The 17,883-nt window shown below is 71.9% G+C and carries 17 protein-coding genes; 9 read left to right on the forward strand and 8 right to left on the reverse strand.

What is annotated here, in order from left to right; translation table 11 throughout:
* The first annotated feature begins 48 nt into the window (after window positions 1-48).
* The gene (gene pip / locus VFA06_RS00170) at window positions 49-1,029 is read left to right on the forward strand and encodes a prolyl aminopeptidase (protein ID WP_324838290.1); all 981 of its coding nucleotides are present in this window, start codon (window positions 49-51) and stop codon (window positions 1,027-1,029) included.
* Between the two features lie 19 nt (window positions 1,030-1,048).
* Here pip and VFA06_RS00175 read toward each other — a convergent pair whose 3' ends face one another.
* Together VFA06_RS00175 and VFA06_RS00180 are read right to left on the reverse strand one after the other, a co-directional pair.
* Window positions 1,049-2,071, reverse strand: a complete 1,023-nt coding sequence (locus VFA06_RS00175) for a hypothetical protein (protein ID WP_324838247.1) — start codon at window positions 2,069-2,071, stop codon at window positions 1,049-1,051.
* A gap of 22 nt (window positions 2,072-2,093) precedes the next feature.
* On the reverse strand, window positions 2,094-5,153 hold the full coding sequence (locus VFA06_RS00180) for a hypothetical protein (RefSeq protein ID WP_324838248.1): 3,060 nt from the start codon (window positions 5,151-5,153) through the stop codon (window positions 2,094-2,096).
* A gap of 424 nt (window positions 5,154-5,577) precedes the next feature.
* Between VFA06_RS00180 and VFA06_RS00185 the strand changes: the two genes are divergently transcribed.
* From VFA06_RS00185 to VFA06_RS00200, 4 genes are all read left to right on the forward strand, one after another.
* Window positions 5,578-6,654: a hypothetical protein gene (locus VFA06_RS00185; RefSeq protein ID WP_324838249.1), complete on the forward strand. Its 1,077-nt coding sequence runs from the start codon at window positions 5,578-5,580 to the stop codon at window positions 6,652-6,654.
* A 104-nt stretch (window positions 6,655-6,758) separates the two neighbouring features.
* Complete coding sequence (locus VFA06_RS00190; RefSeq protein WP_324838250.1) at window positions 6,759-7,241, forward strand: SRPBCC family protein; 483 nt, start codon at window positions 6,759-6,761, stop codon at window positions 7,239-7,241.
* A gap of 53 nt (window positions 7,242-7,294) precedes the next feature.
* Window positions 7,295-7,585 (forward strand): helix-turn-helix domain-containing protein, encoded by a 291-nt coding sequence (locus tag VFA06_RS00195; protein ID WP_349259990.1) that lies wholly within the window; start codon window positions 7,295-7,297, stop codon window positions 7,583-7,585.
* Window positions 7,586-7,626: 41 nt separating this feature from the next.
* Window positions 7,627-8,067 (forward strand): SRPBCC domain-containing protein, encoded by a 441-nt coding sequence (locus VFA06_RS00200; RefSeq protein WP_324838253.1) that lies wholly within the window; start codon window positions 7,627-7,629, stop codon window positions 8,065-8,067.
* A 57-nt stretch (window positions 8,068-8,124) separates the two neighbouring features.
* Here VFA06_RS00200 and VFA06_RS00205 read toward each other — a convergent pair whose 3' ends face one another.
* Both VFA06_RS00205 and VFA06_RS00210 read right to left on the reverse strand, forming a co-directional pair.
* Window positions 8,125-9,051, reverse strand: a complete 927-nt coding sequence (locus VFA06_RS00205) for a ribonuclease Z (protein WP_324838255.1) — start codon at window positions 9,049-9,051, stop codon at window positions 8,125-8,127.
* 65 nt (window positions 9,052-9,116) lie between these two features.
* Window positions 9,117-10,652 carry a S53 family peptidase gene (locus VFA06_RS00210; protein WP_324838256.1) on the reverse strand — a complete coding sequence of 512 codons (1,536 nt, stop codon included), beginning with the start codon at window positions 10,650-10,652 and terminating at the stop codon, window positions 9,117-9,119.
* A gap of 163 nt (window positions 10,653-10,815) precedes the next feature.
* On the opposite strand from VFA06_RS00210, the gene VFA06_RS00215 reads away from it, so the two are divergent.
* The 4 genes from VFA06_RS00215 to VFA06_RS00230 are packed head-to-tail and all read left to right on the forward strand — an operon-like array spanning window position 10,816 to window position 13,892.
* Entirely contained in the window at window positions 10,816-12,081 is a 1,266-nt protein-coding gene (locus VFA06_RS00215; RefSeq protein WP_349259988.1) for an ABC transporter ATP-binding protein, read from the forward strand.
* Window positions 12,078-12,737 carry an ABC transporter permease gene (locus tag VFA06_RS00220; protein ID WP_324838258.1) on the forward strand — a complete coding sequence of 220 codons (660 nt, stop codon included), beginning with the start codon at window positions 12,078-12,080 and terminating at the stop codon, window positions 12,735-12,737. The genes VFA06_RS00215 and VFA06_RS00220 overlap by 4 nt, the downstream gene beginning before the upstream one ends.
* The gene (locus tag VFA06_RS00225; protein WP_324838259.1) at window positions 12,734-13,399 is read left to right on the forward strand and encodes an ABC transporter permease; all 666 of its coding nucleotides are present in this window, start codon (window positions 12,734-12,736) and stop codon (window positions 13,397-13,399) included. Before VFA06_RS00220 ends, VFA06_RS00225 begins: the two co-directional genes overlap by 4 nt.
* Before the next feature lie 10 nt (window positions 13,400-13,409).
* Window positions 13,410-13,892: a GNAT family N-acetyltransferase gene (locus VFA06_RS00230; RefSeq protein ID WP_324838260.1), complete on the forward strand. Its 483-nt coding sequence runs from the start codon at window positions 13,410-13,412 to the stop codon at window positions 13,890-13,892.
* Between the two features lie 68 nt (window positions 13,893-13,960).
* On the opposite strand, the gene VFA06_RS00235 is transcribed toward VFA06_RS00230, so the two are convergent.
* Genes VFA06_RS00235 through VFA06_RS00250 form a run of 4 tightly spaced genes read right to left on the reverse strand, consistent with a single transcriptional unit; the run spans window position 13,961 to window position 17,784 of the window.
* Complete coding sequence (locus VFA06_RS00235) at window positions 13,961-14,542, reverse strand: GTP-binding protein (protein WP_324838261.1); 582 nt, start codon at window positions 14,540-14,542, stop codon at window positions 13,961-13,963.
* Entirely contained in the window at window positions 14,532-14,972 is a 441-nt protein-coding gene (locus tag VFA06_RS00240; protein WP_324838262.1) for a DUF742 domain-containing protein, read from the reverse strand. Before VFA06_RS00240 ends, VFA06_RS00235 begins: the two co-directional genes overlap by 11 nt.
* Window positions 14,969-15,367, reverse strand: coding sequence for a roadblock/LC7 domain-containing protein (locus VFA06_RS00245; protein WP_349259991.1), 399 nt, complete (start codon window positions 15,365-15,367; stop codon window positions 14,969-14,971). The genes VFA06_RS00240 and VFA06_RS00245 overlap by 4 nt, the downstream gene beginning before the upstream one ends.
* Window positions 15,368-15,423: 56 nt before the next feature.
* Entirely contained in the window at window positions 15,424-17,784 is a 2,361-nt protein-coding gene (locus tag VFA06_RS00250) for a sensor histidine kinase (protein ID WP_324838265.1), read from the reverse strand.
* Window positions 17,785-17,883: the final 99 nt, after the last annotated feature.

Below are 17,883 nucleotides of genomic sequence, written 5' to 3' on the forward strand. Positions count from 1 at the left end.
CGGCGGGTGCGGCGTTCGGTTTCGGACAGTAAGGATGCTCAGGTGGCAATGACAAACGCGGCAGACAGTGAACAGACCGAGGACGGGCAGGACACCGACTTCGAGCACGGCATGCTCGATGTCGGCGACGGCAACCTCGTGTACTGGGAGGCCTGGGGCGATCCCGCCAACAAGCCGGCGCTCATCGTGCACGGCGGTCCCGGCGCCGGGTCCAACCTCAGGCGGCCGCGCGGCATCGATCCGGACCGTTTCCGGGTGGTGCGGTTCGACCAGCGCGGCTGCGGCCGCAGCACGCCGAACGCCGCCGATCCGGCCACCGATCTGAGCGTGAACACCACCGAGCACCTGCTGCGCGACATGGAACAGCTGCGCCGGCACCTCGGTATCGAGCGCTGGATGCTGTACGGCGGATCGTGGGGTTCGACGCTGATCCTCGCCTACGCCGAGCGGCACCCCGAGCGGGTATCAGAGATCATCATCCCCGCGGTCACCACGACGCGCCGCTCCGAGATCGACTGGCTGTATCGGGGCGTCGGCCGGTTCTTCCCGGACGCTTGGGAGAGATTTCGCGACGGCGTGCCTGAGGCGGAGCGGGACGGCGACCTGCTGGCCGCCTACGGCCGGTTGATGGAGCACCCCGACCCCGAGGTGCGCGCCAAGGCCGCCAATGACTGGCTCGCCTGGGAGGACGCCGTCATCTCGATGGAGGTCAACGGCAACCCGGGCGCGTACAGCGACCGTCCCGATGAGGCGAAGCTCGCCTTCGTCCGGATCTGCGCGCACTACTTCTCCAACGCGGCGTGGCTGGAGGAAGGCGAACTGCTGCGCAACGCGCATCGCCTCAAGGGCATCCCGGGGGTGCTGGTGCACGGCCGCCTGGACATGGGCGGACCGCCGGTGACGGCGTGGGAGCTGGCCAAGGCGTGGCCTGACGCAGAGCTCTTCATCATCGACGACTCAGGCCACACGGGCAGCGACGCGTTCCGTGATGCGCTCATGCGGGCGATCGATCGCTTCGCAGAGCGCTGAGTCATATCCCTCTGCGCGCTCAGCGGAAGGCGGCGCGGCCGGCCTGGCGAAGCAACAGCTCCGAAAGGCCGGCGCCCGGTCCCGGCGCGCCGGCGACCGGGTCGAACACCGCGGGCTCGCCCTCCGGGATCCACGGCAGCCGCGCCGCCGCCGCGACCGCGTGGACCAGCTCGACCAGCTGCGGCCGGTCCAGCGTGGCCGCGTCGAGCAGCGGGCAGCCGCCCTGGTCCGCCAGGGCCCGGTCGTGCCCGAGGTCGACCAGCGCGCCGACCCGCGGCGCGATCAGCTCGTGCCAGCCCTCTGCGATCGAGCCCCCACCGCGCTTGCGCGCGCCACGGCGGTCCGTCACCGCCACGACGATCCGCTCGACCGGCAGCCTCACCTCGGCCATGCAAGTGATCGCATCGATGGTGCGCCGCAGCGACGCCTCGCCGCTGTCGGTCACCCACACGGCGGCGGTGTTCAGGAACGGGGTGGCGAACCAGGATGCGATCACGGACAGCGGGCCGCCGACCGCCTGCGCCGCCAGCCGCGCCCCCTCCAGGGCGTCGCCGTCCACCACCGCGGCGCGAAGAGCGGGCAGCACCGGCAGCCACCATCGCGGACCGGGATCCCCGCCGAGGTAGGAGGCCGAGGCGGGTCCGGTATCGGTGAGCACCCACAGCGGCGTCGGCGCGGCCACGGTCAGGTGGGAGAGCGACGCGTCAGTGAGCTGGGAGAGGCCGCCTTCCGCGCCTCCGGCGGTGCCGCGGTAGCCCGCCAGCATGCCAGTGCCCGAAGACGCCGGCGTCGTGACCCACGAGGGCCAGGGCGTGTTGCCGCGCGCCGCGCAGTCCAGCACGGCGGTGCCGCGGTTGTCTCCGGGTGCTGTGACGGTGTGCCGGTGCAGCGTCGCGCCCAGCAGCGCGGCGACCGTCGTACGGCCCACTCCCCCGCAGCCGGACAGCACGGGCACCACGAGCCGCCGGTCCGGGGCGAGCAGGACCGCGCCACCCGCCGGCGCTTCCGACGCCGCCGCTGCGGTTCCGGATGCCGCAGTCACCGCCTGGTGCCTTCCGTCCGGGTTAGGCACGCAAGCCCTCCAGTCCCTCCAGGAGCTCGGAGACGACCGCGTTGGTGGTCGGGTGCAGCTCCGTCTCGCCGTAGCGGTACCAGGCGCGCACCTTCAAGTCCGCGATGACGTTGTGCAAGCGCTCCTGGTCGCCCTGCGCCGCGATGCCGCGGATCTTGATCTGCACCAGCCGCTCGTCGTCGGGAGCGCCGAGCAGGCCTTGCTCGGCGGCCCACTGCGCGCCGAGCGAGTCGCCGCGGGCCAGCCGCCGCGTGGCCAGCCGGTGCGCCGCGTCGGCGACGATGGCGGGCACCTCGGTCTCCTGGGTGCCGAAGCCGAGCCAGGAGTATCTGCCCGGCGGCCGGTCGGCCAGCAGTTCGCCGCGCACCAGGGCCAGGGCGCGGGCCAGCGCCTCGTCCGCCTCCGGCTGGTCGCCGAGCCGGCTCGCCTCCGCGTATGCGGCCTGGAACTCGTCCCAGTCCGAGCGCACGTCCTCGGTCAGGCGCACCACGCCGTCGGCCGCGACCGTGAGCCGCGGCCCGATGCGGTTCTCGCCGAGCCACTCGCGCATGTCGCGCAGCATCCGGTCGCGAGCGGCCGGGGTGATGCCGCGCGGCCACAGCGCGCGGGCGAAGACGGATGCGGGCAGCCCGGCGCGATGGAAGAGCAGCAGCACCAGCGCCTCGGTGAACAGCGGTCCGCGCGCGGCATCCGCCGGGCCGACCCCGGTCAGCTCGACGGAACCGAGGATGCACGCGCGTACGCCGACCGGGCGCTCCAGCAGGTCCACGCCGCCGGCCAACGGTGCGTCGGCAGGACGATAGGCCGGTGCGTAGCGCGGCGCGGCGGCGGCACGAAAGAGCGCGCCGAGCGCTGCGGCCAGCGCGTCAGGCAGCCGGGAGGCGGTCAGCTCGCCGGGCACGCCGGGTATCCGCATCCTGCCGACCGGGTCAACGCTGAACACGGTGAAGTCCGGCCACGGGTGGTCCGTGCCGACCAGCGCGGTGGTGCTGCCGTCCACGCCCGCGGTCAGCATGCGAAGACGCGCGGTGTCCTCCGGGCCGACGCGTTCGGCGATCAGCAACCGCACGAGATGCGGGCTGGTCGCGGCGGCCTGTTCTTCGAGGGCGGCGAGGGCCGAGGGAAGGTCGGGGTGAACGCGCAGCCGCTCCGGGGCGAGCAGGGCCAGTTCGGCGGGCAGGCCCACCGTCTCGATCCGGATCTGGTCAGCCCACGGCGCACAGGCGAGGGTGGCGGCCGCCGCGGCCAGCACCGCGCGGCGCTGGCGGGGCGGACCGGTGACCGCGGCGCACCGTCCGGCGGAGGCCTCGAGGTCAACGAAGATCTGCTCGTCGTCGAGCGCGCCGACCGCGAGCAGCAGCGGATACGGCATGGCCGATCGGCGGGTGAGGGCGGGCTCCTTGGTGCAGGCTTCGGTGCTGCTCGCCGTCTGCGGGTTCCTCGGGTAGAGCCAGCGCCTGCCGTCGGCCACCGCGGTCCACGGCGCCGGGGCCATGGCGTCCGCGTCGGCGAGCACCAGGTGCACGGCGGCCGGATTGGTGTGGACGTAGGTGAGCGGCGGCGGGAATCGGCCCGCGGCTTCGCAGCCGGCGCGCAGTTCCCGCAGCGATTGGTCGACGACGTCGACGGTGTCGCACGCGGCAGCGGCCCGGATGGTGCGCTCGACCTCGGCGACCGCCGGGTCCGGTGGCGCGACGACGGAGGCTCCGGGCCGCTCACGGCGGCGGCGCCGTGCGGCGGCGGTCAGCCCGGTGAGCAGCGCGGCGGCCAGGATCGGCGAGCCGATCAGCGCGACATACGGCAGCACGTCGGCGATCGAGTGCAGGACGGAACCGTCGCTGGTGTGCTCGCCTGACGGCTCGTCATGCGGCACGGCGGGCCGCGAGGCGACCGGGTGCGGGATGAGGTTGACCGGCGAGGGCTCGACCGGCAGGGCACCGAGCGATGAGCCGTTGTCCGCGCCCTTACTGGCCGCGCCGCCCTGCGTCGTGGGCACCGCATAGGTCTTCGGCGCGATGCCGTCCGCGGCCGAGTTCTGAATCGGGCTCGAGATCGAGGGGGTCGCGGACGACGTCGGCGGAGCAGGGGGTGCGGGAACGCTTTGGGCGGGCGAGCTGGAGGCGGCGGAGATGGGCGGTAGCTGCTCGCTCAGGCCCGGGCCCTCGGCGTCCGGCGGCAGCACCAGCACCCAGCCGGGCCGGATCAGGCTGGCGTGCTGCAGCTTGGTGCCGTCCGGCTGGAGCCGGCCCTCGTTGAGCGTGAAGATCTCCCGGTAGCGGCGGCCGTCGCCCAAGTACCGCTGGGCGATGTCCCAGAGCGAGTCATGGTGTCGTCCGCCGGGCGGCTCCACTACGTAGTACTTGAGCGCCGTCACGTTGGCCGCTTCTACGGACGACGCGGTACTGAACGACGCTGTACTGAACGATCCCGGCTTAGGTGCCGCCGCTTTCGACGATGCCTGATCTGCGGAGGCTATGTCTGTCAATATCGCGGTGTTGTCGCCGAAGGCACCGTCGTCCGCGTATGTCATGCCAATGGTCGATGAAGAGGGCGTACGCGCGTAATCAGCCTGTTGTCTCGGCTCGGCCGACTGCGTGGTCTGCGACGGCAGGTGTGCTCGCACGCCGAGGTCGATGCCTCCAGGCGCGGCCCCGACGGCCAACGGACGGGCCGAAGCGGCGGTCGCCGTCGCCGCGGCCACCGAGGCGGTCAAGGCTATCGCGACCAGCGTACGGGCCACGCCTCTGGTGATCACGGCGCCCGGAAGGTGGATCGTCACCTCGGCGCCGGTCAGCGCGGCTCGGATCTCGACGATGACGCAGGCGGTGAACTCCGCCCACAGCAACCACGCGGCGAGGTACACCCAACGCAGCAGTGTGTGTACCGTCCACGGGTTGTGCGGTAGGCCATGCGGCAGGCGCACGCCGCTCAGCGGCCAGCCGATCAGATAGGCCAGCCCCAGCGGGGCACCGAGGACAAGGCACGCGAGCAGCAGCCAAGCCGCCAATACGACGACGGCAGAGCGTTCGGACCGTCCCGATCGGTCCGGCACACGCATCGTCCTCCCCCTGCAAGACAGGGGCGCCAGTGGCGACGGGGGCCGCCCCGCGCCGCGTGCTCCCCCTTTGAACACGGTCTTTCCGGGACTCTGACGACAATTCACCTCGGCATCGCAGAGCACCGATCCGCAAGCTACCAGCGCTACGCTGGGCAGACAAGACGTCAGCCGAGCGTGACGCGCGGCAGGTCGCCTGCGCCGCGGCCGGTAGCTGTGCGACACTGCGCACGTGGCGCCACAAACTCGGGACCGAGCACCGCGGGGGCAGGGCACGAACGTCACCGGATCCGGCCCCGGGAACGGCGGCGCCGCGGTGGCTGGGCAGCCCACGGTCCGGCAGCCCGGGACGCCGCCGGGGGCACCGAATCCGGCCGCGGTGAGACAGCCCGCGGTGAATCAGGCTGGAGCGAGACAGGCTGTGGCGAAGCAGGCCGCGACGCAAAGGTCGGCACTCGGATCCACCGCCCTGCCCGGCGCGGCGAGCGCCGGATCGGGCACGCTCACCCTCTGGATCCGGCAGCGACGCACCCGGTCGCACCTGCGGCACCTGCCCAAATGGACCGCGCGCCGGCCCGAGCCGTTCGGCATCGGCGGCCTGCACTGGCTGCCCGCGCCCACCGGTTCCCGCGATCCGGCGCTGTTCCTGCACGGCGGCAAGGGCATGATCCTGGCCGTCGCCGAGATCTCCCCCGGCGTGCTGCGCGGCCCCGAGGCGGGCGATCTCGGCGCGCGGCTCGGCGAGGTGCTGACCGGCGCGGCCGGCGGCCCGGTCCCGCTGACGCGGCTTCAGTTGCTCTGCCAGGTGCCGGGCCCGGCCGGCCGTACCCGCGCGTACGCGATCGCCGCTTTGGGCTATACCCCGGAGCTGGTGAACCAGGCGGCCCGGTTCGCGCAAGGCGAGCGCGGGCTGACCACGATCGCCGCGCAGGCGATGGCGGACGCGTTCGGCCGGCTCGGCGCGACCGGCACTGCCGGCGCCCGGCTCGGCCCGCTGGTGCCGCTGGACCGCGCCGCGGTGGTCTCGCTGCTGGGCGCGCTCGTGCTGCCCGGCCGCGGCATGCTCGGGCCGCGACACGGCGAGAACCCCTGGCAGCCGACCGAGATCGACGCCACGGCCCCCCGCAGCGTGGCCATCACGGGGCCGGTCGGCCCGGCCCGCCAGCCTTCGACGTGGTGGCACGCGACCGGATGGGTGAAGCGGTGGCCGCGCGCCGTGGGTGGGGTCGATGCCGCCTCCTGCGCGGCCTTCCTGCCGCCCGGAGTGAGCGGCGCGGCCTCGATGGTGGTCGGCATGGCCGGGCCGCCCGGCGACCGCGGCCCCGCGATCGCCGGCTACGTGACCGTCTCGGGGCACGACGCGGCCGAGGTGGAGCTGGCGCGGGTGGCCGCGCACGCCGCCGCCGAGGAGCGCGAGGGCTTCGTCGAGTTCTGCGACCGGCGGCACCATCTGGCTTTCGCCTACACCCTGCCGCTCGCCCTGGGCCTGCGCGGCTGAACTCAATCGCAACCAAAGGTTGCACATCTCGGAGCGCTCGCCTAGAGTCATGTGCAACCAAAGGTTGCGAGACGAGGGCGGTGTTTCATGAAGAGCGGTGTTTCATGAAGAGCGGCGGCACGGAGTACGGCAGCATCGAGCGGGAGATCCACATCGAGGCGACGCCAGAGGTGGTCTACGAGGTCATCAGCACCCCCGAGCACCTGATGCAGTGGTGGCCGGACGAGGCGCAGCTCACCGCGGTGCCCGGCGCCACCGGCGTCATCGCCTTCGGCGACAGCTCGAAGCCGGACGCCCACGTCGAATCGCTCACAGTGGTCGAGGCCGACCCGCCCCGGCGGTTCTCCTTCCGCTGGGTCTACGACAACGGCGAGACCGCGGCGCCGGACAACTCGCTGCTGGTGACCTTCGATCTGGTCCCCTCGGGCTCGGCCGGCACGCTGCTGCGCTTCTCTGAGTCGGGCTACCGGGAGAAGGGCTGGGAGGCGGCGGTACTCGAAGAGACCTACCGCGACCACTCCAGCGGATGGGACTACTTCCTGCCGCGCCTCGTCACGTACGTCGCCCGGCTGGCGGCGACGCGGTGAACGAGGCCGTGACCGCCATAGACGACGAGCTCTGGTCGGCGGTGGGCGATCCGATGCGCCGCCGGATGCTCGACCTGCTGCTGTCTCAGGGCGGCGGCACGGCGACGACGCTCAGCGAACAGCTGCCCGTCACCCGCCAGGCCGTCGCCAAGCACCTGGCGCTGCTCGACCGAGTCGGACTGGTGCACATGTCGCCATCCGGCCGCGAGCGCCTCTACGAAGTCGACGAAGCCCAACTCGCCCGAGCGGTCGCGCAGCTGTCGGCCGTCGGCGCCACCTGGGACGCCCGGCTGCGGCGGATCAAGCAGATCGCCGAGGCCATCCAGCGCAGCCAAGACGGCTGACCGCACCCGAACGAACTATGCACCGAGAAAGAGGTACCGGGATGTTCGACATCCTGCACCGAATCGGCGTCACCGCGTCCCCCGACGAGGTCTACACGGCTTTGACCACGGTCGACGGGCTGGCAGGTTGGTGGACGCAGGACACGGAAGGCGACGGGGAGACCGGCGGCCTGCTCAAGTTCCGCTTCGACGTCGGCGGCTTCGACATGAAGGTCCTGGACGCCCGGCCCGCCGAGCTTGTGCTCTGGGAAGTGGTCGAAGGACCGGCCGAGTGGGTCGGCACGCGGATCCGCTTCGAGCTCAAGCAGGAGGACGGCTTCACGATCGTGCTGTTCCGGCACGAGGGATGGCGGGAGCCGGTGGAGTTCATGTACCACTGCAGCACGAAATGGGCGACCTTCCTGATGAGCCTGAAGCGGATGGTCGAGACCGGCAAGGGCGAACCCGCGCCGAACGACGTGAAGATCAGCAACTGGCATTAGGCCCTGTTTGGAAAGTCTCGTCTGGGCCGCGGCGCCTGCCACGGCGGTGCCGCTTGCTCAGGTGCGCCGCTTCGGTACCGGAACGCGCATCAGGTCCTCGGCGACGCGCAGCTCGCCGCTGTAGTGCTCGCGGGCCTCCCGGTAGAACGCCGCGGGGTCCTGGTAGCGCCGCGAGAAGTGAGTGAGCAGCAGCGAGCGCACCCCGCACTCGGTCGCCACCCGCGCGGCCTGACCGGCCGTCAGGTGCCCGTAGTCGGCGGCGAGCTTCGCGTCGGCGGCCAGGAAGGTGGACTCGATGATGAGCAGGTCGACGCCCTGGGCCAGTTCGTAGACTCCGTCGCACAGGCGCGTGTCCATCACGAAGGCCACCGACTGCCCGGGACGCAGCACGCTGATCTCCTCCAGGGTGATCGTGCGCCCCTCGTGCTCCAACACGCCCCGATGCTGCAGCTCGCCGACCGCCGGACCACTGATCCCCGCCGCGGCGAGGCGGTCCGGCAGGATGCGGCGCGAGTCCGGCTCGGTCAGCCGGTAGCCGTAGGCCTCGATGCCGTGGTCGAGGCGTACGGCCGTCAGCCGGCCGAAGCTCTCGTCGGCGAGCACGGCGCGCTCCCCCTCCACGGGCTCCTCGGCGGGTTCCTCGCGCAGCACCTTCTCGGCGTAGTCGGGGTAAAGCCAGCGCAGCCGCGCGAAGGACTCCCGCCCGGAGGCCGGGTAGTGACAGTGCACCAGGTGCTCGACGCCGTCGAGCGCTATGCGGGAAAGCACTCCGGGCAGGCCGAAGCAGTGGTCGCCGTGGAAGTGGGTCACGCAGATGCGGGTGACGTCGTGCACGGAAACGCCCGCGAGCGTCATCTGCCGCTGCGTGCCCTCGCCGGGATCGAACAGGAAGCCCTGATCGTCCCAGCGCAGGAAGTAGCCGTTGTGGTTGCGGGCACGCGTCGGTACCTGGCTCGCGGTGCCCAATACCACCAGTTCACGCATATTCGAAGACTAACGGCGGCCAACCTGACGGCGTATCGGATTAACCGGTGTCTGGCATGGAAACGTCAGAACAACGAGCTGAGCGCAGTGCCGTCCGGCGAGCCGAGCCCCGTGCAGGCGTCCCATCCAGGACCGGCCCGGTACGCGCCGTTGCTGCCCTCGACCACGTCCCGGAAGCCCGGCTGCGCTACGCCAGGTGCGACGTTGGCATACAGCTTCGGCTGCAGCAGGCCGAGCGGCTTGCCGCCGCGCTGCGCGAGCCGGCAGACCAGAGCGGCCCACAGTGGTGCTACCGCGCTCGTGCCGCCGACGACGCCGGGCTGCCCATCGACGTAGATCTGATAACCGGTCTGCGGGTCGGCGTTGCCGGCGACGTCCGGCACACCCCGGCCCGACGCCGGAACGCCCGCATTCGCCTGCCAGCTCGGCATGGTGAACGACGTCGAGACGCCGCCGCCGGTCGCTCCGCCGCTGGTGCCGTCGTTCCACACGGTCTCGCCGCTTATGGCGCCCGAGCCGTTGAGCGTAAGCCGGGTGCCGCCGCAGCCGAGCACGTGCGGGCTGGAGGCGGGGAAGTCGCAGTGCGGCGCGCCGTCCGACTCGTTGTCGCTCGATCCGTTGTCCCCGGCGGCGGCCAGCACGGTGGCCCCGAGTGCGATGGCGTCGGCGCACGCCTGGTCCAGCGCGTCGCGGGCCTGCGCGGTCCAGGAGTCCTCGGGACCGCCCCAACTGATCGAGATGGCCGCCGGGGTGGGGGTGGCGTGCGCGGCGGCGGTCACCGCGTCGACGAAGCCCTGGTCGGTGTTCGGCGCGAAGTAGACGACCTGGGCCGCGCCCGGCGCCAGCGCCCCGGCCACTTCGATGTCGAGCAGCACCTCGCCGTCCGCGCTGTTGGGGTCGCCGGTGGGGCTGTTCGCGCCGCCGTCCACGGGGACCGCGGTGACCGACGGGGTGGCCAGCCCCAGTCCGCTGAAGTAGCTGTCCAGGTCGCTCTGGGCGTAGCCGCCGCCGAGCTCGATGATCGCGAGGGTCTGCCCGGAGCCGTCGTACTGGGCCGGGAAGCCGTAGGCGGCGCCGACCTGAACCGCCGAGTACGAGGTGGCCTGCCCAGCTGCTGGCGCGAACCGGAAATACGCGCGGGCCTGCGGGCGGTTGTCGATGCCGAGGACCGCGGTCACCACTCCGGAGAGCGCGTTCGGCAGGTTCAGCTGCCCGGTGCGGTAGCGGTGCACTACTCCGTCCGGGGAGAGCGGATGCGGGCTGCGTACGAGCGAGACGGAGGTGCCGAATGCGTCGGCGAACGCTGACACGGGCCCTTCCGCCACGAGTCGGCGCGCTCCAGGGTCGGCGTCGATCACGTCGATCCCGTGCCGGGCCAGGGTTTCCCGGACGTGCTCGACGTCGTCAGGGTCCGCGCCGTAGTGGGAGCGCAGTTCGTCGCGGGTCAGCCGGCGCAGTCCGGCGGAGACCTCGGCCGGCAGGTTTTGCCGACGCCGCAGATATAGGCTCACCTGGATGCGCTCCTGCGGATCCGCGGGTCCCAGGACCTCGGAGCGGGGCAACGGCCGGCGGTGCGAAGCGGCGAGTTCCATACTGCACATTGATATCCCACGCCGCGTCAGTCCGCGACCTCTGCGGCGATCGGCGTGCCGTGCGGCATATCAACACACCGTCGCGGCCCCGCCGGTTTTGCCGCAGGTTGACAGCTCAGACAGCACCAGACAACTATTGAGGCTTCGCAGGCCGCCCTGGTTAGGGAGTACCTTGATATCCTTCGAGCGGGTGACTAAAAGGTATCCGGACGGCACCGTCGCGGTGAACGAGCTGAGCTTCGCCGCTCCGGACGGCGCGATCACGGTGCTGGTCGGCCCGTCCGGCTGTGGGAAGACCACCTCGCTGCGCATGGTCAACCGGCTGATCGAACCGACCGAGGGCCGGATCGCGATCGACGGGACGGACGTGCGCGCCCGGCCCGCCGCCGAGCTTCGCCGCTCGATCGGTTACGTCATCCAGCACGCCGGCCTCTTCCCGCACCGCACCATCGCGGACAACATCGCCACCGTGCCGCGGCTGCTGGGCACCGACCGGCGTACCGCGCGGGCCCGGGCGCACGAGCTGATGGAACTGGTCGGCCTTGACCCGTCGCTGGCCAAGCGCTACCCCTACCAGCTGTCCGGCGGCCAGCAGCAGCGCGTCGGCGTGGCCAGGGCGCTGGCCGCGGATCCGCCGGTGCTGCTGATGGACGAGCCGTTCTCCGCGGTCGACCCGATCGTGCGCAAGGGCTTGCAGGAGGAGTTCCTGCGCATCCAGGGTGAGGTCGCCAAGACCATCCTGTTCGTCACGCACGACATCGATGAGGCGATCAAGCTCGGCGACAAGATCGCGGTGCTGCGCGAGGGCGGCATACTCGCGCAGTTCGACTCCCCGGAGCGGCTGCTGGCCGAGCCCGCGGACGAGTTCGTGGAGCAGTTCCTCGGCCGCGACCGGGGCATCCGCCGGCTGACCTTCTACACGAGCACGGGCCTGAGCCTGCAGGAGGGCCCGGTGGTCGCCTCCGACACCCCGGCCCTCTCGGCGCGCGACGCGGCGCTGTCCGCCGGAACGCCGTGGCTGCTGATCGTGGACGCCGACCGGCGGCCGCTGGGCTGGGCCGAACCGGCCGCCCTGCCGGAGCAGGGGCCGGTCGGCAACGCCCGGCTGACCGGGTTCGGGCACTCGTTCGTCCCGGGCGCCGACTCGCTGCGCGCCGCCCTCGACGCTGCGGTCCTCTCCCCCACCGGCTGGGCGGTCGGCACAGACGCCGAGGGCAGGGTGCTCGGCGTCATCAGCCAGGAGGCCATCGGTTCGGCGATCCGCGCGGCGCACGCCCAGGCGAACACCGAGCGCGAACGCGCCGCCGAGAAGGCAGCGGCCGCCGACGAGTCGTCCACGAGCGAGGCCGAGGCCGAGGCGGCGGAAGGGACCGGCGCCGACTCCACCGGATCCGACGCGCCGCCGAGCGACGAGGTACCGCTGGAGCAGGCCCGATGATCGCGGCGAGCGTCTTCGATCTGCCGAGCTACGTCCAGCACTCCTATCTCGGCCTGCTCGGCGAGCAGCTGGAGGTCTCGCTGGGCGCGACCGCCGCCGGGCTGCTGGTCTCGCTGCCGATCGGCCAGGCGTGCGCGCGCTGGCGGCTGCTCTACCCGCCGGTGCTCGGCCTGGTGACGGTCGCCTACTCGATCCCGTCGCTGGCCCTGTTCGTCTTCCTGATCGACTACACCGGCATCACCGACACCACGCTGTTCATCGCGCTCGCGCTCTACAGCCTGTGCATCCTGGTGCCGGGCGTGGTGGACGGCATCCGCACGGTGCCGCCGGAGGTGAAGCTGGCCGCGGATGCGATGGGCTACGGCCCGGCCCGCCGCTACTTCCAGGTGGAGCTGCCGATCGCCGCGCCGACCATCATGGCGGCCGTGCGCGTGGCCACGGTCTCCAGCATCAGCCTGATGAGCATCGGGGCGGTCATCGGGAACCTCGGCGGCTTCGGGCAGCTGTTCACCACCGGCCTGCGCTCGTTCAACCTGTCGCTGGTCTGGCTCGGACTGTTCAGCCTCGTGGTGCTGGCGCTGCTGTGCGACGTGCTGCTGCGCGGCGCGCAACGCCTGATGACCCCGTGGGCCGACCGCAGGAGCGCGCGAGCATGATCGAGTATCTTCGCCAGTTCTTCTCCGACCCGCGGTTCCAGAGCGGGTACGACGGCATCTGGCAGCGGATCGCGGAGCACTGCTGGTACTCGCTTATCGCGTTCCTGTGCGCGGCCGCGATCGGACTGCCGCTTGCCCTGCTGACCGGCCACCTTGGGCGCGGCGACGGGCCCATCGCGGCGCTGGCCGCGGTCGGCCGTGCGATGCCGAGCCTGGGCCTGATCGTGCTGCTCGCGGTCAAGATCGGGGTGTTCAACTTCAACGCCGCGCTCATCCCGCTGGTGGCGCTGGCCGTGCCGCCGATCCTGCTGACCACGCACGAGGGCCTGCGCGCGGTGGACCGTTCCGTGGTCGACGCGGCGCGCGGCATGGGCATGCGACCGCTGCAGGTGCTGTTCCGGGTCGAGGTCCCCTCGGCGCTGCCGCTGATCCTCAGCGGCCTGCGCACGGCGGCGGTTCAGGTGGTGGCGACCACCACGATCGCCGCGGTGATCTCGTTCGGCGGGCTCGGCAGGTACGTCGTGGACGGCCTTTCGCAGTACCAGTACTACCAGGTCGTCGGCGGCGGGTTCCTCGTCGTGCTGCTCTCGGTCGCCACGCTCGTGCTGTTCTCGGCGATCTCACGGCTGGCCATCTCCCCGGGCCTGCGCCGCAACCGTTGAGGACGGCGGCGTGGACCCGCAGCGGGTGATCCTTCGGAAGATGACACCGCAGGAGTACGACGCCGCCACCAAGCACCGCGAAGCAGAGTCAGTGCGCGTACTCAGCAGGCTCATGCCCGAGGACGTGGCACGAGAGCGGGTCCTGCAGGGCACGGCGCGGTTCCTGCCCGACGGTCTCGAGACGGCCGGGCACCATCTGCTGACGGCGGAGAACGGCTCGGGACAGGCCGTGGGGAACGCGTGGGTCGGGCCCGATCCGAGTCAGGCCGCGGGTGCCGCGAGCGCCGCGTGGCTGTATGACATCAACGTTTTTGCTCCCTTTCGGCGTCGCGGATACGGCGCTGCCATCCTCGCGGCCGTCGAGGAGCTCATCGCCCGCGAGGGCAGGACGGCCCTGGGATTGAACGTCGTGGGCGACAACGAGGCGGCCATCGCCCTTTATCGCCGCAGCGGCTACGACGTGACGTCGATGACCATGCGTAAGACGCTTTAGCGGACGCACCGTTGAGCGGACGCAAAACGGCCCCCGGTTCGCCGGGGGCCGTGAAAGTCGTCGTGCCGTCAGGCTGCTGCCACGGCACGCGCGAGGGCGTGTTCGAGCACGACCACCAGCGAGTCGCGCACCGAGCCTTGGTCGCGTGCGTCGAAGGACAACACCGGCACCTCGTCGGCGACGTCCAGCGCTTCGCGTACCGCATCGAGTGGGTGGGTGAGGTCGCCGTCGAAGGTGTTGACCGCGACCGCGAACGGCATCCCCTTGCGCTCGAAGTAGTCCACGGCGGGGAAGCAGTCGTCCAGGCGGCGGCTGTCCACGACCACCAGGGCGCCAAGGGCGCCTTCGGTCACGTCGTCCCACATGAAGCCGAAGCGGTCCTGTCCCGGGGTGCCGAACAGGTAGAGCTTGAGCGTGGGGTCCAGGGTGAGGCAGCCGAAGTCCATGGCCACCGTCGTGGTGGTCTTGTTGGGGGTCAGCGAGACGTCGTCGATGCCGGCGGCGACCTCGGTGATCGACGCCTCCGTGGTCAGCGGCTCGATCTCGGAGACCGCGGCCACCGCGGTGGTCTTGCCGACGCCGAAGCCGCCCGCGACGACCATCTTGACCGGCAGCGGGGGCCGGACGGCCGTCGCCTGGTCAGTCGGCATCGCGTGAGCCGACGGAAGTGGGGATGGCGCGGAGCCCATCGATAACCCTTCGAAGTACGTCGATGTCGGAGGAGGTGCCGGAGCGGGGTACGTGCACCGCGAGCAGCCGACTGGCCCGCAGGTCCCCCGCGAGCACGCGGACAACGTTCAGATGCAGGCGCAGCTTGACCGCCACCTCGGCGAGGGAGAGCGGGGTGCCGCAGGCCTCGACGATGGCGCGCCGCTCGAAGGCCAGGGCGCCGAGCTGCCCCAGCCCTTCGGCCGTCGCGACGACCTGGGTCTCCACGGGCAGGCCGGCCTCGGCGGCGACCCGGCCCTCGGTGACCATGAACGGCCGGACGGCCGAGGCGCGCTCGGCGCCATGGGTCGCCCCGACGGGGTCCGCCTCCTGGCGGCTCGCCGGGTCGGGCCGTCCGCCCTGCCTGGTCACCCCGACGCTCCGGCGGCGCCGACGGTGTTCTTCAGCTCGACGATCAGCGCGGGGCTCAGGATCGCGCCGACCCGGTTGGCGAACAGCGTCATCTCGTAGGCCACGTTGCCGAGCTTGGCGTCCTTGGAGGCCACCACGCCGAGCACCGAGCCGCTACCGATCGAGGAGACCAGCAGGTGCCCGCCGGCCATGTCGATGATCACCTTGTTCAGCGCGCCGAGCCCGTAGTTGCCCGCGGCCCCGGCGGCCAGGCTGGTGATGCCGGAGACGATCGCGGCGAGGCGCTCGGAGTCGGCCTGGTCGCCGGGGCGGGACACGGCTATGAGCAGTCCGTCCGAGGAGACGGCTATCGCGTCGACCACTCCCGCGGTCTCCGCGGCGAAGCGGCTGACCATCCAGGTGAAATCGGCCGCCGCGGCGCGAAGGCCGTCGGCGTCTGTGGTGGAGGCGGTCACAGCCTCTCTCCCTTCTCCTCGTCGATGTCCCCGGGCGGCGGCGCGGAGCGCGTCTCTCCCGGCGGCCGGAGCGCCAGGCCCGCCGCGCTGTCGCGCAGCGCCTGGTCCACGCCGGCTTCGAACTCCTCGATGGCCGCGCGGGCAGCCTCCGCGTCCAGCTGCGCCGCCGGGGCCAGCGAGAGCCCCTGCCGGCCGCCGCCCTGGGCGGGCTGCGTGGCGCGGGCGCCGCGGACCCGGCGCGGCAGCGTGGGCGGCCGCTGGGCCATCGAGCCCTCCCGTTCCCGGCCGTTCGCGCGCTGCGGCAGACCGGCCGACACCCCGGAGGACGACTCCCGGCGCGGCTCCGGCATCGGCGGGGTGGGCACGGTCCGCGGCGCGGGGGCCGAGCCGCCGGCCGCGCGCTGGGCCAGTTCCACCGGGCCGAGCAGGAGTTCGTCCGGGACGGCGATCCGGGCGGTCAGTCCGCCGCCCGCGGTCTGGGCCAGCGTGACCGTAGCGCCGGTGCGCTGGGCCAGCCGCCCGACCACGAACAGGCCGAGCACCTTGGTGGGCGCCAGGTCCAGCCGCTCACGCCGGACCAGCAGTTCATTCTCGTTCATAAGGCGCTGCGTCGTCATCCCCACGCCGTGGTCGACGATTTCGACGACCGCGCCGCGCGAGGCGCTGCGTACCGCCACGTCCACGGTGCTCGAGGTCGGGGAGAAGGCCACCGCGTTCTCCACCAGCTCGGCGACCATGAGGGTCAGGTCGGCGAGCGCGGAGGGGGTGACCATCGCGTCGCCCTCGGCGCCGAGCACGACCCGCTGGTAGCCCTCGATCCGGCCGATGGCGGAGCGCACCACGTCGGTCAGCCGCATCGGGGTGGCGTCCAGCGCGGGCTCGCGTTCGCCGGACAGGAGCATCAGGCTGTCCGCGCCGCGCTGCAGGCGCACCGCGAGGTGGTCGATCCGGTAGAGCCGCTCGAGCAGCACCGGGTCGGTCTCGCTGCGCTCCATCGCGTCGATCAGGGCGAGCTGGCGGCCGGTCAGGTTGTAGATGCGCCGCCCGACGTTGCCGAACATCTCGGCGGTGTTGCGCCGCACCAGCACCTGGCGCTCCAGGACCCGCACCGCGGTCTCCTGCAGCCGGTTGAAGGACTCGGCCAGGTCGCCGATCTCGTCGCGGGTGGCCACCGCGACGTGTTCCAGCTCGGGCGGCTCGCCCTCGTGTTCGGGATCGTCCTCGGCGACCCGCTCGAGGTCCTGTTCGGCGACGGTGGCGATGCGGGTGGCCGCGCGGGTCAGCCGCAGCACCGGGCGGGCGATCGAGTGCCGGATCAGGACGCTGAAGACGATCAGCCCGATCAGCAGCACGATGGCCAGCACCACCAGGCCGATCGCGGTCCAGGCTGCGACCGAGGCGCTGTGTGCGGCCCGGGCCACCACCTGGCGGGTGATGCTCGCCTCCATCACCGTGCGGGCCTGGCCCTGGGAGAGCGCCGCGTCGGTGACCTGCCGCGCGTAGCCGGTCAGCTCGTTGATCGTCTGCCGGTTGCCGGAGATGAAGGCGCTGGAGGCGGCGGCCTCGAACTGGTCGATGACGCCCTGCTGCTGGTTGCCCTGGATCGCGTTGTAGAGCGAGTAGTCGGCCGGCGGGATGAACTGCTGCAGCCGCTGCCCCTGCGAGGTGGCGATGCCGTCGAAGTTCTCGGCCAGCGGGTACTGGGTCGGGGCCTGGGCCGGGTCGTCCGCGATCTCGACGAGCGCCGCCTCGCGGGAGTTGGCGGCCAGGTCCGCCTGGAACAGGATGTCGAGCTCGGCCTCGGCCACCGCGGCCGGGTTGCCGTCGGCGGCCTGCTGGGCCAGGCCCATCGCGTCGTTCAGGTCGTGCATGGCGCCGGTGTACGCCTGCAGCAGGATCGTGCCGTTGATGTTGCCCTGGTGCACGCCCTGCCGCTCCAGGCTCAGGGCGTTGATCTCGTCGAGCGCGGCGCGCATCGCGGTCGGCGGGTTCTGGCCGTAGGCGGCGAGCACGTTCTGCAGCTGCTGGTCGGTGATCTGCGCGGCGCGGTCGAAGGCGGCCAGGTCCACCAGCTGGATGCTGCCGATGACGCCGAGCGCGTCCTCCTGCTCGGCGCCGAGGTCGTCGATCAACACGCTGACCTGCTGCGTGGTATTCATGTAAGAGGCCGCGCTCTCCCAGGAGCGGGCGGCGTTGACCTGCTGGATCACCAGCGGGCTGAGCAGGCCCACGATCGCGACGGCGGGCAGGGCGACCAGTGCGTCGAGCTTGCGGCGGAACGGGATCCGGTCAAGACGCCGGCCCGGCTTGCGGCTGTGTGCCGGACGTTCCAGTTCCTGCCCACTGCGCACAGCCACTGTGCCGCCTCCCCGGTGCCTGGGCCATTTGGGTGCAATTGGCGACCATGGCACTGATGATCAGACTTCAGATCCGAACCCGCAGCACAGTATCGAATG

The organism is Actinocrinis sp. (genome assembly GCF_035653575.1).
In the GTDB taxonomy this organism is placed as follows: Bacteria; Actinomycetota; Actinomycetes; order Streptomycetales; family Catenulisporaceae; genus Actinocrinis.